15 protein-coding genes are annotated in these 17,618 nt (G+C 65.5%); 10 read left to right on the forward strand and 5 right to left on the reverse strand.

The window, feature by feature from the left end:
- The first annotated feature begins 131 nt into the window (after positions 1-131).
- The 9 genes from ASG57_RS05995 to ASG57_RS06035 all read left to right on the forward strand — a co-directional run bounded on the left by ASG57_RS05995 (position 132) and on the right by ASG57_RS06035 (position 10,233).
- A complete protein-coding gene (locus ASG57_RS05995) occupies positions 132-623 on the forward strand; it encodes a DUF721 domain-containing protein (RefSeq protein ID WP_024341489.1) in 492 nt (163 codons plus the stop codon).
- Positions 624-762: 139 nt separating this feature from the next.
- Positions 763-1,419: a DsbA family protein gene (locus tag ASG57_RS06000; RefSeq protein ID WP_024341488.1), complete on the forward strand. Its 657-nt coding sequence runs from the start codon at positions 763-765 to the stop codon at positions 1,417-1,419.
- Between the two features lie 217 nt (positions 1,420-1,636).
- Positions 1,637-5,101, forward strand: coding sequence for a chromosome segregation protein SMC (gene smc / locus ASG57_RS06005; RefSeq protein ID WP_024341487.1), 3,465 nt, complete (start codon positions 1,637-1,639; stop codon positions 5,099-5,101).
- 114 nt (positions 5,102-5,215) lie between these two features.
- Positions 5,216-6,193, forward strand: coding sequence for a small ribosomal subunit Rsm22 family protein (locus ASG57_RS06010; protein WP_057195955.1), 978 nt, complete (start codon positions 5,216-5,218; stop codon positions 6,191-6,193).
- A gap of 141 nt (positions 6,194-6,334) precedes the next feature.
- Positions 6,335-6,895, forward strand: a complete 561-nt coding sequence (locus ASG57_RS06015; protein WP_024341485.1) for a LemA family protein — start codon at positions 6,335-6,337, stop codon at positions 6,893-6,895.
- 32 nt (positions 6,896-6,927) lie between these two features.
- Positions 6,928-8,136 carry a M48 family metallopeptidase gene (locus ASG57_RS06020; protein ID WP_057195876.1) on the forward strand — a complete coding sequence of 403 codons (1,209 nt, stop codon included), beginning with the start codon at positions 6,928-6,930 and terminating at the stop codon, positions 8,134-8,136.
- Positions 8,137-8,331: 195 nt separating this feature from the next.
- A complete protein-coding gene (locus tag ASG57_RS06025; protein ID WP_024341483.1) occupies positions 8,332-9,084 on the forward strand; it encodes a P-loop NTPase family protein in 753 nt (250 codons plus the stop codon).
- 60 nt (positions 9,085-9,144) lie between these two features.
- A complete protein-coding gene (locus ASG57_RS06030) occupies positions 9,145-9,813 on the forward strand; it encodes a hypothetical protein (RefSeq protein WP_057195877.1) in 669 nt (222 codons plus the stop codon).
- An 87-nt stretch (positions 9,814-9,900) separates the two neighbouring features.
- Positions 9,901-10,233: a GIY-YIG nuclease family protein gene (locus ASG57_RS06035; RefSeq protein ID WP_057195878.1), complete on the forward strand. Its 333-nt coding sequence runs from the start codon at positions 9,901-9,903 to the stop codon at positions 10,231-10,233.
- Between the two features lie 12 nt (positions 10,234-10,245).
- On the opposite strand, the gene ASG57_RS06040 is transcribed toward ASG57_RS06035, so the two are convergent.
- The 5 genes from ASG57_RS06040 to petA all read right to left on the reverse strand — a co-directional run bounded on the left by ASG57_RS06040 (position 10,246) and on the right by petA (position 16,851).
- Positions 10,246-10,785 (reverse strand): adenine phosphoribosyltransferase, encoded by a 540-nt coding sequence (locus ASG57_RS06040; RefSeq protein WP_024341480.1) that lies wholly within the window; start codon positions 10,783-10,785, stop codon positions 10,246-10,248.
- Positions 10,786-10,798: 13 nt separating this feature from the next.
- Positions 10,799-12,958 (reverse strand): anthranilate synthase component I, encoded by a 2,160-nt coding sequence (locus ASG57_RS06045; RefSeq protein ID WP_024341479.1) that lies wholly within the window; start codon positions 12,956-12,958, stop codon positions 10,799-10,801.
- A gap of 305 nt (positions 12,959-13,263) precedes the next feature.
- Positions 13,264-13,953: a dienelactone hydrolase family protein gene (locus ASG57_RS06050; RefSeq protein ID WP_057195879.1), complete on the reverse strand. Its 690-nt coding sequence runs from the start codon at positions 13,951-13,953 to the stop codon at positions 13,264-13,266.
- A gap of 233 nt (positions 13,954-14,186) precedes the next feature.
- On the reverse strand, positions 14,187-16,259 hold the full coding sequence (gene fbcH / locus ASG57_RS06055) for a cytochrome b/c1 (RefSeq protein WP_024341477.1): 2,073 nt from the start codon (positions 16,257-16,259) through the stop codon (positions 14,187-14,189).
- Positions 16,260-16,320: 61 nt separating this feature from the next.
- Positions 16,321-16,851 carry a ubiquinol-cytochrome c reductase iron-sulfur subunit gene (gene petA / locus ASG57_RS06060; protein ID WP_024341476.1) on the reverse strand — a complete coding sequence of 177 codons (531 nt, stop codon included), beginning with the start codon at positions 16,849-16,851 and terminating at the stop codon, positions 16,321-16,323.
- A 288-nt stretch (positions 16,852-17,139) separates the two neighbouring features.
- Here petA and ASG57_RS06065 point away from each other — a divergent pair, with 288 nt between their 5' ends.
- Complete coding sequence (locus tag ASG57_RS06065) at positions 17,140-17,607, forward strand: tRNA (cytidine(34)-2'-O)-methyltransferase (RefSeq protein WP_024341475.1); 468 nt, start codon at positions 17,140-17,142, stop codon at positions 17,605-17,607.
- Positions 17,608-17,618 lie beyond the last annotated feature (11 nt).

Here is a 17,618-nt window from a genome sequence, read left to right on the forward strand (position 1 = left end):
CTCTCCACGTCAGGCCCGCACTCGTCGCAGGCATCCACGTCTTTCTTCGTGGCGAGACGTGGATAGCCGGGACAAGCCTGACCACGACGACAGCAGTTCCTGGCAGGTCGCGCAGGGTGCTATAAGGCCTCATGTCCAAATTCCCCGCCAAACCCGGCCCCATCAGCGCCAAGCCGCTCGGCACCTTGCTCGACGACGTCTTCGCCGAAGCCTATGCCAAGCAGGGTTTTGCCGCGCGCGAGCTGGTGACCCGGTGGGCGCAGATCGCCGGGCCCGAGATCGCGGCCCATGCCGAGCCGCTGAAGATGCAATGGCCGCGACCGGTGGAGGGCCAGCCGCAGGAGCCTGCAACCCTGGTGCTGCGGGTCGAGGGCCCGATGGCGCTGGAGATCCAGCACTCTGCGGACGTCATCCTCCAGCGGGTCAATCGCTTCTTCGGCTGGAGCGCGGTTGGCAAGCTCGCCTTCCGCCAAGCCCCCCTGTCGCGGCCCCAGGCCCGAAAGCGTCCCGGTCCCCCCGATCCCAAGGCCGTGGCGAAGGCGGCGGAGAACCTGACCGACATCGAGGATGACGACCTGAAGACGGCGCTGGCGCGGCTTGGGGCGGCCATCAAGCGAAATTGAGCCTTAATTCAGGACCAATCTGGACCCGTCCGTGCCGCGCGCCATTGCCTCAAACGAGGTTTCAAGCTAGCGACAGGCCGCCCGAGCGGGAATTCAGTAGACCCTTGGGGCGATACCTTGCCAATCCCGGGAGCCGACCTTGATCATCACCCGCCGCGCCTTCACCACGATGCTGTCGCTGACCGGGCTCGCCGCGTTCGCCGGGCTCTCGCCACTGCGTCTCATCTCGGAGGCCATGGCGCAATCGGCCGCGGATGTCGCCAAGCCGGTGTCGCTGCCGGACATGGCGCTCGGCCCGAACGATGCCGCCGTCACCATCACCGAATACGCCTCGATGACCTGCCCGCATTGCGCGACCTTCAACGAGCAGGTGTTCCCGAAGATCAAGAAGGAATACATCGACACCGGGAAGGTGCGTTACATTTTCCGCGAGTTCCCGCTCGACATCAAAGCCGCGGCCGGTTCGATGCTGTCGCGCTGCATTGCCAATGGCGACGCGCCGAAATATTTCGCGGTCACCGACATGCTGTTCCGCCAGCAGAACGACTGGGTGATGAAGAACACCACCGAGACACTGACGCGGATCGGCAAGCAGGCCGGCCTCACCCAGCAGCAGGTCGAGGCCTGCCTGAAGGACCAGGCGCTGCTCGACAAGATCGCCGCCGACCAGAAATACGCCAGCGACGTGTTGAAGGTGGACTCCACGCCGACGTTCTTCATCAACGGCGAGAAGATCAAGGGCGAGACCTCGTTCGAGGAATTCGCCAAGAGGATCAATCCGCTGCTCAAGAGCTGATTCGCACGCGGCAATCCTGATTCGCATCTCGAAAGCCGTATCTTTCCCGGCACAAATCCCTTGGGAAAAGCGGCTTTCGCTGGTTGCCCTTGCGGCGCACCACGGCCATTGTCCAGCCGCATGAGCCGCCTCGCGCGACTCACCCAGACAGCGACATTGCCTTCCATGGTATTGTCCAGGCAGGGGGATTCGTGCCTGCCAACAGAGATGCGTGCTTATGAAAATCACCCGCCTGCGCCTTCACGGCTTCAAGTCCTTCGTTGAGCCCACGGACTTCGTCATCGAGCCCGGCCTGACCGGCGTGGTCGGTCCCAACGGATGCGGCAAGTCCAATCTCGTCGAAGCGCTGCGCTGGGCGATGGGTGAGACCTCGTACAAGTCGCTGCGCGCGGCCGACATGGACGCGGTGATCTTCGCCGGCTCCGGCAACCGTCCGGCGCGCAACCACGCCGAAGTGACGATGACGATCGACAATGCCGATCGCACCGCGCCGGCGGCGGTGAACGACAGCCAGATCCTTGAAATCTCCCGCCGCATCGAGCGCGAGGCCGGCTCGGTCTATCGCATCAACGGCCGCGACGTGCGCGCCCGCGACGTGCAGATCCTGTTTGCCGATGCCGCCACCGGCGCGCGTTCGCCGGCCCTCGTCCACCAGGGCAAGATCGGCGAGATCATCCAGGCCAAGCCCGAGCAGCGCCGCCGCGTGCTGGAAGACGCCGCCGGCGTCGCCGGCCTGCATGCCCGCCGCCACGAGGCCGAGTTGCGGCTCAAGGCCGCCGAAACCAACCTCACCCGCGTCGAGGACGTGATCGGCCAGCTCTCCGGCCAGATGGAAGGCCTGAAGAAGCAGGCCCGCCAGGCGGTGCGCTATCGCGAGGTCGCGGCCAAGGTCCGCAAGGCCGAGGCCACGCTGTATCATCTGCGCTGGATCGGCGCGCATGCCGACGTCAACGAATCCGCTCAGACCCACGACCTCGCGGTGCGCGAAATGGCCGAGCGCACCCAGCACCAGGCCGAAGCCGCCCGCATCCAGGCCATCCGCGCCGCAGAAATGCCGGCGCTGCGCGATGCCGAAGCGCGCGCCGCGGCGGGGCTCCAGCGCCTGACCAATGCGCGCGAGCAGCTCGACCGCGAGGAAGAGCGCGCCAAGGAGCGCGTCGCCGAGCTCGAGCGCCGCCTCGCCCAGTTCGAGGGTGACATCTCGCGGGCCCAGCAGCAGACCATGGACGCCGACGTCGCGCTGCAGCGGCTCGACACCGAGGACGCCGAGCTGAAGGAAGAGATCAAGTCGCGCGTCGAGAAGCGCTCGGGCGTCGACGAGCGCGTTGCCGAAGCCGAGGCGGTGCTGACCGAGACCGAGCAGCAGTTCGCCGAACTCACCACCGCGCTCGCTGACCTCACGGCGAAGCGCAACCAGCTCGAAGCCAACGTCCGCACCCATCGCGACAAGCTCGCCCGGCTCGACCAGGAGATCGCGAACGTCGCAGCGGAAGAGCAGAAGCTCGCTGAGGCGACTGGCGGCTTTGGCGATCTCGACGAGCTGACCGCTCTGGTCGAGACCGCGGAAGAGACGCTGGCAGCTTCCGAAGCCGCGGCGCAAGCGAGCGAAGCAGCGCACGTTGCCGCCCGCCAGACCCTGGAATCCTCGCGCTCGCCGCTGGTCGAAGCCGACAAGCGCGTACAGCGGCTCGAGACCGAGGCGCGCACCATCTCCAAGATCGTCAACGGCGAGACCAAGAATCTTTGGCCGCCGATTATCGACGGCATCACCGTCGACAAGGGCTTTGAAAAGGCCATCGGCGCCGCGCTCGGCGACGATCTCGATGCACCGATCGATCCGTCGGCGCCGATGCGCTGGACCAATGTCGGCCACACGGAAGGCGATCCGGAACTGCCCGAGGGCGCCGTGCCGCTCGCCAACCACGTGCAGGCGCCGGCCGAACTGGCGCGCCGCCTCGCCCAGATCGGCGTGGTGCCGCGTGAGCGCGGTGCCGAGCTGGTCTCGCAGCTCAAGACGGGCCAGCGGCTGGTCTCGCCCGAGGGCGACGTCTGGCGCTGGGACGGCTTCGTTGCCGCCGCCCACGCCCCCACCGGCGCGGCCCGCCGCCTGGCCGAGCGCGCCCGCCTCGTCGACATCGAGAACGAGCTGGAGCAGGCCCGCATCGACGCGCAGATCAAGCGCCAGGCGCTGGAAAACGCCGAGTCCGAGCTGCAGATGGCCGCCAGCACCGAAGGCGCCAGCCGCGAAGCCTGGCGCGCCGCGCAGCGCGAGCTCAACGTCGCGCGCGAGCGCCATGCCAATGCCGAGCGCGAGATCAGCCGCCACGCCGCGCGCAAGGCGACGCTGTCGGAAGCACACAGCCGTCTCGCCGCCGACCGCGCCGAAGCCGAAGCCGCCTACGAATACGCCCAGGCGGGCATCGGGGAGCTGCCGTCGAGCGAGGACACGGAGACCCGTCTCGCCGCCGTGCGCAGCGACATCGAGGGCCATCGTCGCATGGCGGCCCAGGTCCGCGCCGAGGCGCAGGCGCTGGCGCGCGAAGCCGAGCTCGCCGATCGCCGCGTGCAGGCGATCCTCGCCGAGCGCACCGAATGGCAGAACCGCAAGGAGAGCGCGGCCTCCCACATCGACACCATCCAGGCCCGCATCGCCGAACTCACGATCGAGCGCAGCGAACTGGAAAACGCGCCGGCCGTGTTTGCCGAAAAGCGCAGCGCGCTTATCACCGAGATCGAGTACGCCGAGAACGACCGTCGCATGGCCGCTGACGCGCTCGCCACCGCGGAAAGCGCGATGGCGGAGACCGATCGCGTCGCGAAGCTGACGCTCGAGGCGCTCTCCAGCGCCCGTGAGGCCACCGCCCGCGCCGAGGAGCGCATGGAAGGCGCTCGCCGCCGGCTCGAGGATATCGAGCGCGAGATCCGCGACATGCTGGAAGTCGAGCCGCAGGCCGTCGCCGGCCTCGCCGAGATCGAGCCCGGCGCGGAGCTGCCGCCGCTGCACGATATCGAGGAAGACCTCGAAAAGATGCGCCGCGACCGCGAGCGCCTCGGCGCGGTGAACCTGCGCGCCGAGGAAGAGCTGCGCGAGGTCGAGACCCAGCACAACGGTCTCGTCACCGAGCGGGACGACCTGGTCGAAGCCATCAAGCGGCTGCGCCAGGGCATCCAGAGCCTCAACAAGGAAGCGCGCGAGCGGCTCCTGACCTCGTTCGAGGTCGTCAACAACCACTTCAAGCGCCTGTTCGTCGAGCTGTTCGGCGGCGGCGAGGCCGCGCTGCACCTGATCGAGAGCGACGACCCGCTCGAGGCCGGTCTCGAGATCATCGCCAAGCCGCCCGGCAAGAAGCCGCAGACGTTGTCGCTGCTCTCGGGCGGTGAGCAGGCCCTGACCGCGATGGCACTGATCTTCGCGGTGTTCCTCACCAATCCCTCGCCGATCTGCGTGCTGGACGAAGTCGACGCACCGCTCGACGACCACAACGTCGAGCGCTACTGCAACCTGCTGCACGAAATGACGGGCTCGACCGACACGCGCTTCATCATCATCACGCACAACCCGATCACGATGGCGCGGATGAACCGTCTGTTCGGCGTCACCATGGCCGAGCGCGGCGTGTCGCAGCTGGTGTCGGTGAGCCTCGCCGAGGCGGTGGACATCCTCGACCAGAACGTGGCGTGAGATTTTCAGCCGTCATTCCGGGGCGATGCGCAGCATCGAGCCCGGAATCTCGCGCTATAACCTCCAGATTCCGGATTCGCCCTGCGCGCGCTCCGGGATGACGTGAGGTTGTCGATGATCGCCCCCGCCCTCCCCGCCGAGTTGAAGGCTGCCCTCGATCGCAAGCTTGAGGGCTTCTCGCGGAGCGACGCTGCGCAGCGGTCGCAGAAAATCTCGACCACCTATCGCGCTGGTGGCGGCTCCGGCACGATCAAGTCGGAAGCCGATGCCCTCGCCTATGCACTCGCGCGCATGCCGGCAACCTATGCCGCGGTGGCTGCGAGCCTCAATGCGCTGGCGGAGATAGTGCTCGATCTCGCCCCGGAGACGCTGCTCGACGTCGGCGCGGGCCCAGGCACCGCGAGCTGGGCTGCCGCGGAAGCATTTCCATCGCTACACGACTTCACCCTGCTCGACGCCAACGCCACGCTGAGCCGCCTGGGGCTTGATCTGGCCCGCGACAGCTCGCGCCTCGCGGAGTGCCGCTATGTGCCGGGTGATGCCAGCGGTAACCTCGCCGAGGTCTCACAGGCCGATCTCGTCATCGCCAGCTACGTCATGGGCGAGCTCAGCGAGGCCGATCAGCGCAAGCTCACAGATGCCATGTGGGCCAAGGCGCGCCACGCGCTGGTCGTGATCGAGCCCGGCACGCCCGCCGGCTATGCCCGCCTCCTTGCCCTGCGCCAGCAACTGATCGCAGCAGGCGCGCACGTCGCCGCGCCCTGCCCGCACGAAAGGCCCTGCCCGCTCAACGCGCCCGATTGGTGCCATTTCTCGCAGCGCCTGCCGCGCTCCCAGGCGCATCGCCAGATCAAAGGGGCCGATGTGCCCTTCGAGGACGAGCGCTTCATCTACGTCGCCCTGATCCGTACGCCGCCTGCAAGTCGCGCCGCGCGCGTGCTGGCGCCGCCCGATGTGGGCAAGGCCGGGATCGCCGCGAAGCTCTGCACGGAGACGGGCGTGGAGCTCGCGAAGGTGCCCCGCCGCGACAAGGCCGCCTATGCAAGTGCCCGGCGCTGGCGCTGGGGCGATGCCGTCATTGCCGAAAGTTAACCACGTTCGGGGCTTTTGCCTTGAACGAGAACGATCCCATATCCGACCAAGTCTTACCTCTGTCCCCCTGAGCCGGGCTCTCATCCTGCGCCAATTTGGTCTACCCTAGCGCCCGTCTTCTTCCCTCTTCAGGAGTCCTCCATGTCGACCGGCTGGATCGTTCTCGGCGTCCTCGTCGTTCTCGCGCTGTTCGCCTTCAGCGCCTACAATCGCCTGGTGGCGCTGAGCCAGCGCGTCGGCCAAGCCTTTGCCGACATCGACGTGCAGCTCAAGCAACGCCACGACCTGATCCCGAACTTGGTCGAGACCGTGAAAGGCTATGCCTCGCACGAGCGCGGCACGCTCGACGACGTCATCAAGGCCCGCAATTCGGCGATGTCGGCGCAGGGACCCGCGCAGGTCTCCGCAGCCGAGAACCAGCTCTCCGGCGCGCTGGGCCGGCTGATCGCGCTTTCGGAGGCTTATCCCGACCTCAAGGCCAACGCCAATTTCCAGCAGCTCGCATCCGAGCTCTCCGACCTCGAGAACAAGATCGCGGCCAGCCGCCGTTTCTTCAACAACGCGGTTCAGGAATACAACACCGGCATTCAGCAGCTGCCTGCGGCCCTGTTCGCCGGGATGTTCGGCTTCACAAAAAAGGACTTCTTCGATCTCGGCGCCAGCCGTACCGAGGTCGAGACGGTGCCGCAGGTAAAGTTCTGAATTGAGCCGACAGGCCGGCAGGGCATCGCGTCATGGCCGCGTATGGTCTCTACACGCACATCGCCTCGAACAAGTTTCGTTCGATGCTGCTGCTCGCCGGCTTGTTCGCGCTTGTCTACGTGCTGGTCTATGCCGGCGCCCTGGTGGCCGAGGTCGTCATTAACGGCAACGGGACGGTCGCGTATTATCTGAGCCGCGCCTTTTCCGACCTGCTCAAGGCCGCGCCTTTCGCGACCATTGCGGCGATCGCCTGGATCGCGATCGCCTATTTCTTTCACCAGTCGATGATCGATGCCGTGACCGGCGGCCACGGCGTCACCCGACAGGAAGAGCCGCGGCTCTACAACCTGCTCGAAAATCTCTGCATCTCGCGCGGCATCACCATGCCGAAGCTGAAGATCATGGAGAGCCCGGCGCTGAACGCGTTCGCGACCGGCCTCAACCCGCGGCAATATTCCATCACCGTCACCACCGGTCTCCTCGATGCGCTGGACGACAAGGAGATCGAGGCGGTGCTGGGCCACGAGCTGACTCACATCAAGAACGGCGACGTACAGCTCATGGTGGTCGCCGTCATCATCGCGGGCGTGGTCGGCTTCTTCGGTGAATTGTTCTTCCGCCTGTTCACGAATTTCAGCTGGAGCTCCGGATCCGGCGGCTCATGGTCCTCGGGCTCTTCGTCGCGCTCGTCCTCGTCGTCGAGCGACAGCAAGAGCTCCGGCGGCGGCGCGGTGATCGTGATCATCGTCGCGATCGTGCTGATCGTCGTGGCCTGGCTGCTGTCCCAGGTGGTCAAGCTCGCGCTCTCACGGTCGCGCGAATATCTCGCCGACGCCGGCTCGGTCGAGCTGACGAAGGACCCTGACGCCATGATCTCGGCGCTGCGCAAGATCGAGAATCGCGGCGAACTGCCCGGCGCGACGTCAGCCGTGATGGAGCTCTGCGTGGACAATCCGCGCGAGGGCTTCGCCGATCTGTTCGCGACCCACCCGTCCGTGCAGTCCCGGGTCGACGCACTGGTCAAGTTTGCCGGTGGCCATGATCCCGGTCCGCTGCCGGACCCCACCGAAGAGATGAACCAGCCCGAGGCGGAACAGCCCGAGGAGGACGCCCCGCCGGCGCTACCGCATGGGCCATGGAGCGACGCCGGCAGCCCGGCTGGTCCGTTGCCGCCCGTCTCCGCACCAAGCCCCTCGGGAGCCCCCGCGGGCAACCCGATGGGGCCTTGGGGCCACCATTGAGGGCGCGATTTGCCGCTACACTTGGGAGCTTGCGCAGCGATCGGGAAAAACCTCGGGAATTGCCGTCACTTGGGCCTGCGGAATTGAATTCTCCCTTGTTTCTGCCATGTTCGCGCCCAACAGCAGACTCGGGACATCGATCTGGGCCCGGCCGATTGCGACCTCGCGATCGGGGGCGCGCGTTAGGGGACAGCAATGGCAAAGCCGGCAGTGGTTGTGGTGGGCGCGGACAAGGGCGGGGTCGGCAAGACCACGGTGTCGCGCACCCTGCTCGATTATTTCTCAGCTAACAACGTTCCGACGCGCGCCTTCGACACCGAGTCGCCGCGCGGAACTCTGAAGCGCTTCCACCCCGACATCACCGAGATCGTCGACATGACGACCACGGCCGACCAGATGAAGATTTTCGACACGCTCAATGCGGTGAGCCCGTCGGTGACCGTCATCGACGTCCGCGCCGGCCTGCTCTCTCCGGCCCTGGCATCGCTGCGCGACATCGGCTTCCTCGATGCCGCCAAGGCCGGCCAGATCACGTTTGCCGTGTTCCACATCCTCGGCCCCTCGATCGCCTCGCTGGAGGAGATCGCGGAGACTGCGGGCTTCATGACCGGCGCGAAATATTTCCTGGTGAAGAACTTCATCAACGACACCCAGTTCTTCCAGTGGGACCAGGCGACCTACAACTCGTATTTCCATCGCATCAAGGACGCGACCGAGCTGACCATCCCCAAGCTCAACGAGATGGCCTACGAGCAGGTCGAGGTGTCCTCGGTCCCGTTCCTGAAATTCGTCGCCAACAAGGGCATCAACGACGAGGCCGCGAACTATTCCTTCGTGCTGCGCGGCTATGTCCGACACTGGCTGGCCAATGTCTGGAGCGAGTTCGACCGCATCCGTCTGACCGACATCGTCGGCTCCAAGCCGGTGAGCCGCAACAGCGAAAAATAGTTGCGAAGCCCGGGCTGATACGGCTGGATTGGGCAGTGAGTTGGCCTGATATAGCTCTCGATGCCCGCGACGCCCGTCTACATCATCTGCTCGCCCCGCCCGCAGGTCGGCAAGACCTTGCTGGCGCGGCTTCTCGTTGAATTCCTGCTGCTCAAGAACGGCAACGTCGCGGCCTTCGACGTCAATCTGAAGGAGCCGTCGCTGCTCGATTACCTGCCGAAGGTGACCGAGACCGCCGACGTGATCGACACCTTTGGCAAGATGCAGCTGATGGACCGCGTCATCCTCGATGACGGCGTTGCCAAGGTGATCGACCTCGGCTTCCACGCCTTCGACGAGTTCTTCAAGATGACTGAGGAGATCGGCCTTCTCAAGGAGGCGGCGCGCCGCCACGTCGCGCCACAGATCCTGTTCGTCGCCGACACCGACCGCGCCTCCGCCCGTGCTCATGGGATGCTGCGCGAGCAGATCCCGCGAATGAACCTGATCACGGTGGACAACGAATATGTCGTGCGCGGCGAGCTGCCGCCCGCAATGGCCAGCGGACGGCTGTTCCGCCTGCCCGCGCTGCCCGGCTTCCTCAAGACCTATATCGACCGGCTGAACTTCTCCTTCACCGGCTACCTGCGCCAGGAGAAGGACTCCTCGACCGAGCTGCACCAATGGATTCGGCGCAACTATCTCGCCTTCCGCGAGCTCGAGCTCAGCCTGATCCTGCAGCGGTCCTAGGCAGAAATTTTACCCGGATATTATTGACTGCGCGCCAGGCCGCGCTTATGGAGAACGCTCATTGCGTCCTTCAACGAGGTCTTCCCCGTGAGCATCGACCGGAAAGCAGCCATCGCCGCCTACAAGGAGCGGAAGACCGTTGCGGGCATCTTCGTCGTCCGCTGCCCGGCCTCAAGCGAGACCTGGGTCGGCCAAGCGCCGAACCTCGAAACGATCCAGAACCGCATCTGGTTCTCGCTGCGCCAGGGCAGCCACACCTGCCGCAGCCTTCAGACCGCCTGGAACACGCACGGCGAGGCGGGCCTGACGTTCGGCGAATGCGAGCGGCTGGAGGATGAGGAGAGCGCCTATGTCAGGAATGCGCTCCTGAAGGAGCGCATGCTGCACTGGCGGGCCGAGCTGAAGGCCGAGATGATCTGACCGCTTGGCGGCTCAGTGCCCCTCGAACGTCATCAGCGTGCGCACCGGCACGTCCATGGCGCGCAGCTTGGCCGCGCCGCCGAGATCGGGCAGGTCGATGATGAAGCAGGCGGCGACCACGTTGGCCCCGATCTGGCGCAGCAGTTTCACGGCGCCTTCCGCCGTGCCGCCGGTAGCGATGAGGTCGTCGACCAGGATCACGCGCTCGCCGGGCTGAATCGCATCGACATGCATCTCCATCTCGTCGATGCCGTATTCCAGCGAATAGGCAATGCGGACCGTGGTGTGCGGCAGCTTGCCCTTCTTGCGGATCGGCACGAAACCGCCCGAGAGCTGGTGCGCCACCGCACCGCCCAGGATAAAGCCGCGGGCCTCTATGCCGGCAACCTTGTCGATCTTGTTGCCGGCCCAGGGATTGACGAGCTCGTCGACCGCACGACGGAACGCCCGCGCGTCCGCAAGCAACGTGGTGATGTCGCGGAACATGATGCCCGGCTTCGGATAGTCCGGGATGGTGCGGATGCTCGCCTTCAGGTCGTGGTCAAAGGTCATTGGTGCCTCTCAATCAACGCGCGTCCAGCCGGAACGCATTCTCGACAATACGAAGTCCCACCTCATTCCCGAGCGACATCAGCGACTCCGGATGAAATTGCACGCCGGCGACCGGCAGGGTCTTGTGCTCGAGCGCCATGGCGACGCCGTCCTCGGTGCTGGCCGTGACATCAAGCACTTCCGGCATGCTGCCGCGCTCGACAAAGAGGGAGTGATAGCGGCCGATGACGATCTCGTTCGGCAGGTTGCGCATCAGGCGGCCGCCGCGCACCTGCACCCGCGAGGGCCGGCCATGGGCCGGATGGGTGAGCTGGCCGAGCTCGCCGCCGAAATATTCGCCGATCGCCTGCACGCCGAGGCAAACGCCGAAGACCGGCAGCTTCTTCTCCAGCGCCGCATCGATGGTCTTCTTGATCGCAAAGTCCTCCGGCCTGCCGGGACCGGGCGACAGCACCAGCAAATCCCAGTTCTTCCGCTTGAGCATGTCGAGCGCATGCACATATCGGACCACGGTGACACTGGCGCCGACCTGGCGGAAATAGTCGGCGAGCATGTGCACGAAGCTGTCGTCATGATCGATCAGCAGCACCTGCTTGCCTGAACCGGTCGCGTCGGGTGCGAAGGTCGACAGCGGCTTCGGCGGATCGCCGCGCAGCGCCTGGAACAGCGCGGCGGCCTTGACCTGGCACTCGCGGTCTTCCGCGGCCGGATCTGAATCGAAGAGGCAGGTGGCGCCGACACGCACTTCGGCGAGGCCATCCTTCATGCGGATGGTGCGGATGGTGAGGCCGGTGTTGATGCTGCCGTCGAAATTGACGGCGCCGATCGCCCCCGCATACCACCGCCGCGGCGAGCGCTCGTGATCCTCGACAAATTGCATCGCCCAGAGCTTCGGCGCGCCTGTCACGGTCACCGCCCAGGCATGGGTGAGGAAGGCATCGAGCGCGTCGAAGCCGGGGCGCAGCATGCCCTCGACGTGATCGACGGTGTGGAAGAGCTTCGAGTAGGTCTCGATCTGCCGCCGTGCCAGCACCTTGATGGTGCCGGGCACGCAGACGCGTGCCTTGTCGTTGCGGTCAACGTCGGTGCACATGTTGAGCTCGAACTCGTCCTTCTCCGAGTTGAGGAGCTGGCGGATCTGTTCGGCGTCGCCGATCGCATCGCTGCCGCGCGCAATCGTGCCCGAGATCGGGCAGGTCTCGACCCGGCGACCGTCCGAGCGCACGAACATCTCCGGCGAGGCCGAGACGAGAAATTCGCCCTCGCCGAGATTCATCAGAGCGCCATAGGGCGAGGGGTTGATGACGCAGAGCCGCTGGAAGACTTCTGCCGGTGAGCGGTCGCAGGGCTCGGCAAAGAGCTGTCCAGGCACCGCTTCGAACAGATCGCCGCGGGCGAAGGCCGCGCGCGCAGTCTCGACCGTGGCCTGGTATTCGCCGGGGCCGTGATCGGCAAAGCCCTGACGCGGCGTCTTCAGGTACGGGCTGTCCGCGGTCTCGCGCGGCAGCCCTTGGGTGGACCTGTCCTTCCAGGCGAAATCGTAAGCGAGTACAACGCCGCGGCCGGTGGCGCGGTCATAGGCCAGCAGGCGGTCGGGGACGTAGAGCACGATGTCGCGCTGGTCGGCCTCGCGCGGGCGTTTCTGCACGAGATCCTCGATCTGGAAGACGAGGTCGTAGGCGAAGGCGCCGAACAGGCCGAGCAGCGCGTCGTCGTTGGCGGAGAAGGCCGCGATGATGTCGCGCACCAGAGACATCACGCTGGCGCGCCGCGTGCGCTGGTCCTCCTCGACCGGGGCGTCGCCGCGGATAATGTGGCCGGCAAGGCGCGTGGCCGTCTTCTCGGAGATCACCACGCAGGGCTCGCGCAGCACATCGGCGAGGAAGGCGATCAGCACCTGCCCGCGCTCGTTCAGCGCTTCCAGCTTGAAGTCGAAGCCGACGGTTTCCAGCTTGAGCGGCGGGTCGGAGAAACCGAGGTCGAAGCTTTCGTACCGGCCGGGTACGGTCGTTCCCGAGGACAACACCACGCCGCGGCGGCGGTCGAGCAGGCTCACGAGATCGTCGAGCCGGTTGGCGCCCCCGGTGAACTGCTCGGCCACGCGCGTGATCGCGAGGCCCGCGCGCGTCACGTAGTCGCTTCTGGGCGGGAGGGCAAAGACGGTCCTGTTCATGTCGTCCTCTTACGAAACTTGCCGAGGGAACGCCACACAGGACAAACGATCAGGCCGCCGCGCTGTGCTGGCGGCCTCAGTCGATTTGGGAAAGGAAAATCGCACCGGCCACCTCGTCAGGAGGTGCGCCACCAACGACGGGCTGGGCGGACGGCGGTGCTCATGAGGCGGATACTCACCATGGCGCGGGGGCGGCGTCAAGGGTAAGCAAGGCGGTAGCCCGACTGGAGCGAGGCGCAATCAGTGATGCGCAGCGACGGGACAGTCCCGGATTCCGCTGCGCTCCATCCTGGCTACCAGCTGCGTCAAGCCGCTCTGTTGCCGTCGAGATGATTGGCGAAAAACTTGATCGCCCTGCCCCAAGCGAGCTCGGCGGCTTCGCGGTCGTGCACGGCCTGGCGCTGCTCGTTGACGAAGGCGTGCTCGGCGTCATAGCGGAACAGTTCGAGCGACTTGCCGGCGGCCTTCATGGCCTTCTCGAACCCGTTGACCAGCTCCGGCGTGCACCAATCGTCCTTGTTGGCGAAGTGGGCCTGGAGCGGGATCTTGACGTCGGCGGGCCTGGCCGCCTGCTCCGGCGGGATGCCGTAGAACACGACGCCGGCTGCGAGCTCCGGGATCTTGGTCGCGCCGATGATGGTCACGGCACCGCCCAGACAGAAGCCTGTCAGCCCGACCTTGGCGCCATTGCGCGACAGATATTGCGCGGCACCGCGCACTGTCTGCGTGGTAGCGTCCATGAAGTCGAGCGAGTTCATCTCCTTGTTGGCGCTGTCCGTGTCGTGATACGGCACCACCTTGCCCTTGTAGAGATCGGGCGCCAGCGCGTCGAAGCCGGCGAGCGCGAAGCGATCACACAGGCCCTTGATCTGGTCCGAAAGGCCCCACCATTCCTGGATCACGACCACGCCCGGCGAATTGCCGCGCGCGGCATTGGCGAGATAGCCCGAGGCGTCCTGGCCGTCCGGGCGCTTGAAGGTAATGGCGGTTCCCATGGTGTCCTCCGATGAGATTTGAGCGGTTGGCCCTATTTTGGCGGGTGCAAGCGTGCGGCGCAATCCACACTCTCGTCATTCCGACGCGATGCGTCAGCATCGAGCCTGGAAGCCATTCATCCGCCAACTCTGTCGGCCCATGAATTCGGGTGCGCGCTATCGCGCGCCCCGGAATGACACACCAACAAAAAAGCCCCCTTGCGGGGGCTTCTTCATGTCCCGTCTCGCGTCGCTCAGTGGGAGCTGGCCCAGACCTTCTTCTTGGTGAAGTACATCAGGCCGACGAAGATGATCAGGAACGCGAACACCTGGAAGCCCAGGCGCTTGCGCGCTTCCATGTGCGGCTCAGCGGTCCACATCAGGAACGTGGTGACGTCCTTGGCGTACTGCGCGACCGTCGTCGGCGAGCCGTCGTCATAGGTCACCTGGCCGTCGCTGATCGGCTTCGGCATCTTGATGGCGTGGCCCGGGAAGTACTTGTTGTAATAGGAGCCCTCCGGGATGGTAACGCCCTCCGGCACCTTGTCCTCATACCCCTGGAGCAGCGCGGCGACATAGTCAGGCCCCTGTTCCTGGTACTGGGTGAAGGCGTCGAAGATGAACCAAGGGAAGCCGCGCTTGTAAGAGCGCGCCTTGGTGATCAGGGACAGGTCGGGCGGCGCTGCACCACCGTTCGCCGCACGCGCAGCCTGCTCGTTCGGAAATGGCGAGGGGAAATAGTCCGCCGCCCGGCCGGCCCGCTCGAACATGTCACCCGCATCGTTCGGACCGTCCTTGACCTTGTACTCGGACGCGAACGCCGCGGCTTGCGCGACCGAATAGCCGGGTCCGCCGGGCTCGGCGAGGTTGCGGAATGCGACATAGGAGAGGCCGTGGCAGCTGGCGCAAACCTCCTTGTAGACCTTCAAGCCGCGCTGCAGCGCGCCGCGATCGAACGTACCGAACGGGCCCGCGAACGACCATTTGTTGCCCGGAGGCTTGTCGCCGCCTTCGGACGCTTTCGCGCTGTCGACCGAGCCCGCGAACAACGAACCGGCGAGCGCCAGCACGATCGCCGTCGACACCATCGGCGTCGACCTGCTCCCGGTCTTGGCCAGAACTGCATCCGAGATCGAGTTCGGCACCGGCCGCGGCTTTTCGATGCGCGCGAGCAGCGGCAGGACGATGAGGAAGTATGCGAAGTAGCAGAACGTCAGGATCCGGCCGGCAATGACGTAGATGCCCTCCGGCGGCTGTGCGCCGAGATAACCAAGCAGGATGCAGACCGCGACGAAGATCCAGAAGAACTGCTTGGCCAGCGGACGGTACTTCGACGACTTGGTCTTGGCGCTGTCGAGCCAGGGCAGGAAGCACAGGATGATGATCGCGCCGAACATCGCGATGACGCCCGCGAGCTTGTCCGGGATCGAGCGCAGGATCGCGTAGAACGGCAGGTAGTACCATTCCGGCACGATGTGCGGCGGCGTCACGCCCGGGTTCGCCGGAATGTAATTGTCGGCGTCGCCGAGATAGTTCGGCATGTAGAAGATGAACCAGGCATACAGCAGCATGAAGCAAGCGACGCCGAACATGTCCTTGATGGTGGCATGCGGCGTGAACGGAACGGTGTCCTTTTCCGTCTTCGGCTCGACGCCATCAGGATTGTTCTGGCCTGCGACGTGCAGCGCCCAGACGTGGAGCACGACGACGCCCGCGATCACGAACGGCAACAGATAGTGCAGCGAGAAGAAGCGGTTCAGCGTGGGATTGCCGACCGCATAGCCGCCCCACAGCAGCGTCACGATGCTCTCGCCGACATAGGGCACGGCGGAGAACAGGTTGGTGATGACGGTGGCGCCCCAGAAGCTCATCTGGCCCCACGGCAGCACGTAGCCCATGAAGCCGGTCGCCATCATCAGCAGGTAGATGATGACGCCGAGGATCCACAGCACCTCGCGCGGCTCCTTGTACGACCCGTAGTAAAGGCCGCGGAACATATGGACGTAGACGGCGACGAAGAACATCGAGGCGCCGACCGCGTGCATGTTGCGCAGCAGCCAGCCGTAGTTCACGTCGCGGACGATCAGCTCGACCGACTTGAAGGCGAGATCGGCGTTCGGCGTGTAGTGCATCGCCAGGACCACGCCGGTCAGGATCTGGATCGCCAGCATGAAGGAAAGGATGGCGCCGAAGGTCCACCAATAGTTCAGGTTGCGCGGGGTGGGGTAGGCGACGAAGGAGGAATGGATGAGACCAAAGATCGGCAGGCGCCGCTCGATCCATTGCAGGGCCGGATTGCTCGGCTGGTAGTCGGATGGTCCGCTCATGATGCGATCCTGAGGAAATAATGCGACGAGTCGGCGCAAAGCTTCGGAGAAGGTCCGAGGCTCAGCCGATCTGGATTTTGGTGTCGGAAACGAACTGGTACGGCGGCACGACCAGGTTCGTGGGTGCAGGGCCCTGGCGGATGCGGCCGGACGTATCGTACACCGAACCATGGCAGGGGCAGAAGAAGCCGTCGTAGCTGCCTTCATGAGCGATCGGGATGCAGCCCAGATGGGTGCAGATGCCGATGACGACCAGCCACTGCTCGTGACCGGATTTGACGCGGGCATCATCGGCCTGCGGATCGGGCAGGCTCGCCACGTTGACGGCGCGCGCCTCGTCGATCTGCTTCTTGGTGCGGTGGCTGATGTAGATCGGCTTGCCGCGCCAGAACACCTTGATGTCCTGGCCCTCGGCGATCGGGCTGAGATCGACCTCGATCGGCGCACCTGCGGCAATGGTCGAGGCGTCAGGATTCATCTGGGAGATGAAGGGCCAGAGCGCAGCCGCGCCCCCTACTGCTGCAGCTGCCCCTGTTGCAACGAATAAGAAATCACGGCGTGTCGGATGGTCCGCCGAAGACGCTGTCGTCACGATTCCAACCCTTTCTTCTTGCGCTACCGGTGGAACCGCTCCGAGGGGCGCCCAAGAGGTCCCCGGAATGGCTGCCGGCACCCGCGGCCCCCCGCGGCGGCAGAACTTGGCCGTCCACCTCAAAATGGGTGAAATAGCAGTCCAGAATCGTTCTATTGGCACCCTTGCCCGGCGAGCGCAAGCCCGCTAACGGCGTGGAGGCGTGCCATGCACGAATTCCCGAGCGAGCGATGTTTTATTGAGACATTCCGGGCTCGCCGTTGCCCCGTCAAAGCCCTCGCACCGCCCATGCAGATCGCGCTTTTCCAACCCGACATCGCTCAGAACACCGGCACGATTCTCAGGCTTTGCGCCTGCTTGGGCCTGGCCGCCCATATCATCGAACCTGCGGGCTTCCCCGTATCCGACCGCCTGTTCCGCCGGGCGGGAATGGATTACCTCGACCATGTCAGCCTCACCCGCCACGACTCCTGGACGAAATTCGAGGAATGGCGTGCGGCACGAAGCTACCGGCTGCTGCTGTTCACCACCAAGGCGGCCACCGACTACCGCGATTTTCATTACCAGACGTCGGACATCCTGCTATTCGGGCGCGAGAGCGCCGGCGTCACCGACGCGGTGATCGAGGCCGCGGATGCGCGGCTGGTGATCCCGATCAAGGCGGGGCTGCGGTCGCTCAACGTGGCCATGACCGCGGCGATGGCCGCCGGCGAGGCGCTGCGCCAGATCCGGAACCATGAAGGCCCCGAGGCCTGACCAGGAGATCG

The organism is Bradyrhizobium sp. Leaf396 (assembly GCF_001424605.1).
Lineage (GTDB): Bacteria > Pseudomonadota > Alphaproteobacteria > Rhizobiales > Xanthobacteraceae > Bradyrhizobium > Bradyrhizobium japonicum_C.